The organism is Steroidobacter sp., assembly GCF_016790065.1.
Classification (GTDB): Bacteria; Pseudomonadota; Gammaproteobacteria; order Steroidobacterales; family Steroidobacteraceae; genus Steroidobacter.
The window spans coordinates 1-3473 of record NZ_JAEUPY010000303.1 but is presented as its reverse complement, the minus strand read 5'-3'; the positions used below and the strand labels follow the sequence as shown (position 1 = coordinate 3473).

General features: G+C 61.4%; 2 protein-coding genes. Both read left to right on the top strand.

The annotated features are described in order from the left end of the window. The first annotated feature begins 72 nt into the window (after positions 1 to 72). Positions 73 to 3156 (top strand): efflux RND transporter permease subunit, encoded by a 3084-nt coding sequence (locus JNL55_RS12745; RefSeq protein WP_293853415.1) that lies wholly within the window; start codon positions 73 to 75, stop codon positions 3154 to 3156. 92 nt (positions 3157 to 3248) lie between these two features. Further along, positions 3249 to 3473: TetR/AcrR family transcriptional regulator (locus JNL55_RS12740; protein WP_293853412.1), on the top strand; the 225-nt coding region annotated here is incomplete at its 3' end.

The following is a 3473-nucleotide window of genomic DNA, read 5'->3' as shown; positions in this document are numbered from 1 at the left end:
TCGGTGGCGCGCAACGAGAGCAAGTCCACCGCTACCAGCATGTAACGGTCGGCAGCAAACGGAAAGGCAGTCATGCGCTCATTCACCGACATATTCATCAAACACCCGGTGCTCGCGGTGGTGGTCAACTTGGTCATCGTGCTGGTCGGCGCACGGGCCCTGTTCAACCTGCCGGTGCAACAGTTCCCGAGCGTCGAAAGCTCGTCGGTAATCATCACCACGGTATACACCGGCGCCAGCGCCGAGACCGTTCGCGGCTTCCTCACAACGCCCATCGAACGCGCGGTCTCTGCGATCAGCGGCGTCGACTATGTGGAATCGACCAGCCGCGCCGGTGCGAGCACGGTGACGGTGCGACTCAAGCTCGATCACAACAGCACCGACGCGTTGGCTGAGGTCACCGCACGACTCCAGCAAGTGCGGTCGGAACTGCCGGCTGAAGCAGAACCGCCAGTGCTCGAGGTGCAACGAGCCGATCGTCCGTATGCAACGTTCTATATCGGTTTCACTTCGCCTAATCGCACGGTGCCAGAGCTGACCGACTGGCTGTCGCGCACGTTGCAGCCGCAGTTGTCGACGCTCGAAGGCGTGCAACGAGTGAGCTACGAAGGCGCGCAGCCGTTGGCCATGCGCGTGTGGATTGATCCGGATCGGCTCGCGGCTCGCAATCTCGCGCCCGGCGACGTGCAGGAAGCTCTGCGTCGTAACAACTATCTTGCCGCGGTCGGCCAGACCAAGGGCAACCTGGTGCAGGTGAACCTGCTGGCCAACACCGATCTGCGCGCCGTCGATGAGTTCGAGAATCTGATCGTCGCGGATCGCGATGGCGCCATCGTGCGCCTGAGCGACGTGGCGCGCGTCGAACTCGGCGCGGAAGAGGCGGCGATGGTGGCCAAGTACAACAGCCAGCAGAGCGTCTATCTCGGCGTGTGGCCGTTGCCTGGCTCGAATGAAATCGAAGTTGCTCAGCACCTGCGCGACGAGATGGAACGCATCAAGCCCACGTTGCCGGCCGACATCGAAATGCGGCTGGTGTGGGACGGCACCATGTTCATGCGCAGCGCCTTGGAAGAAATCACCAAGACACTGGCCGAGACAGTGCTGATCGTCGCCCTCGTGGTGTTCTTGTTCATGGGGTCGATTCGCACGGCGCTGGTGCCGTTGGTGGCGATGCCGGTATCACTGGTCGGCGCGGCCATCGTCATGATCGCGTTCGGCTTCAGCCTGAATCTACTGACCATTCTCGCAATCGTGCTATCCGTGGGTCTGGTCGTGGACGACGCCATCGTGGTGGTCGAGAACGTCGAGCGGCACGTTCGAGAAGGAAAATCGCGTATCGACGCGGCGCTGGCGGGGGCGCGTGAGTTGGCTGGTCCCATCATCGCGATGACCATCACGCTTGCGACGGTGTATACGCCCATCGCATTCCAGGGCGGCCTGACAGGATCGTTGTTCCTCGAGTTCGCGATCACGCTGGCGGCTGCAGTCGTGGTGTCTGGCATCGTCGCGCTGACTTTGTCGCCGGTGATGAGTTCGCGCTTCGTGCATGAGCATGGTCACGAAGGCAAGCTGACCAGCATCGTGAATCGCGGCTTCGACGCGGTTCGTCGCGTGTATGAGCGGTTGCTCGACGGCGCGCTCGGTATGCGCTGGGGCATCGTGGCGATGGCTGTGTTGGTGACCTTGGCGGCGTGGCCTTTGTTCATGTACTCGCGTCAGGAGCTGGCGCCCGTGGAAGATCAAAGTCACATCAGTTTGTTTTTCGAGGCGTCGCCGGATTCCTCGCTGGTGGCGACCAATCGGGATTCGCAACAAGTGGTCAAGGCGCTCACTGCGTTCCCCGAGGCGGACTTCATGTGGTCGCTGACTGCGGCCTCGGGCGGTTTCGGCGGCTTGGTCGCGAAGGATTGGAAGGAGCGCGAGCGTTCGACCGAGCAGATGTACGGCGAAGTTTATGGCGCCGTGTCGCAAGTGCCTGGCGTTCGCGTGTATCCGCGTCTCGATCCGCCATTGCCGACGCCGGGTCAGTACGACGTTGAAATGATCGTGCAGAACGAACAGTCCATCGAGGAGTTGCTCGCGACCACGCAGGCGGTGCTCGATGCCGGTTGGGCGAGCGGCAAGTTCTTGTATGTGGACACGGATCTAAAGCTCGATCTGCCGCAGGCGCGGGTGGTGTTGGATCGCGAGCGTCTCGCCGATTTGGGTTTGGATCTGGCCGGCGTCGGCCGCGAACTGGGCACATTGCTGGGCGGCGCGTATGTAAATCGGTTCAACTATTTCGACCGCAGCTACAAGGTGATTCCGCAGATCGGCGACAAGGATCGCGCCACGCTCGATCCGTTGTTGGATTTGAAGATCAAGACGCCGTCGGGTGTGTTGGTGCCGGTGTCGACGTTCATGCACATCGAATCGGAGACGGGCCCGCGCACCTTGAATCGATTCGCTCAGCGCAACTCGGCACGCATCTTCGGCGGCGTGCAGCCGGGCGTGACCAAGGAAGAAGGGTTGCGAGTGCTCGAAGGCGCGGCACACAAAGCCGGCGGCAAGAACGTGTTGATCGAGTACGCCGGCGAGTCGCGACAGATTCGTCACGAAGGCACGGCGTTGACGGCGACGCTCGGCTTCGCACTGATCCTGATCTATCTCGTGCTGGCCGCGCAGTTCCAGAGCTTCCGCGATCCGCTGATCGTGCTGCTCGGGTCGGTGCCGCTGGCGATTTCGGGCGCGCTGGTATTCACGTTCCTCGACATGACCACCATCAATATCTATTCCCAGGTGGGTCTGATCACGTTGGTGGGCTTGATCGCCAAGAACGGGATTCTGATCGTCGAGTTCGCCAACACGTTGCAGGAACGTGGCATGGAGAAAGTCGCAGCCTTGCGTGAGGCGTCGCTGACTCGGTTGCGTCCGGTGTTGATGACATCGGCTGCGACAGTGTTTGGTCACTTCCCGCTGGTGTTGGTGTCGGGCCCTGGCGCCGAGGCTCGTAATAGCATCGGCATCGTGTTGGTGACGGGCATGATTGTCGGCACTTTATTTACATTGTTCGTGGTGCCGGTGTTTTACACATTGATTGCCGCCGATCATCGGACCCGCAGCCCTGAGGCATCGGAAGACGCCGTGAATGGCACTTCTGCCGCTCAGCCCGCATAAGACATGTCCCTAAGCGGATGGCGCGGTTTTCTAGCCGCGTTTTCCGCCTTGATATGTCCGCCGCTCGACACCACCTTGGGCGGATGTCCACGATGCTCTCCCCTCGCGCCCGCGCCGCTAGTCATCGGCGCCAGCGACTTCTCGATGCCGCTGCGGCGGTGGTCATTCAGAAAGGTGCCGTTGCCCTGACGCTCGATGCGGTCAGCGATGCCGCCAATGTGAGCAAGGGCGGCTTGCTCTATTACTTCGATTCCAAGAACACCTTGCTGGAAGCCGTGGCCGACAATTTGGCCGAACAGCTGCAGCTCGAAGTCGAA

Bases quoted from the DNA above. Each gene is read 5' to 3' on its own strand.
- JNL55_RS12745 (WP_293853415.1), top strand. From the start codon at position 73: ATGCGCTCATTCACCGACATATTCATCAAACACCCGGTGCTCGCGGTG.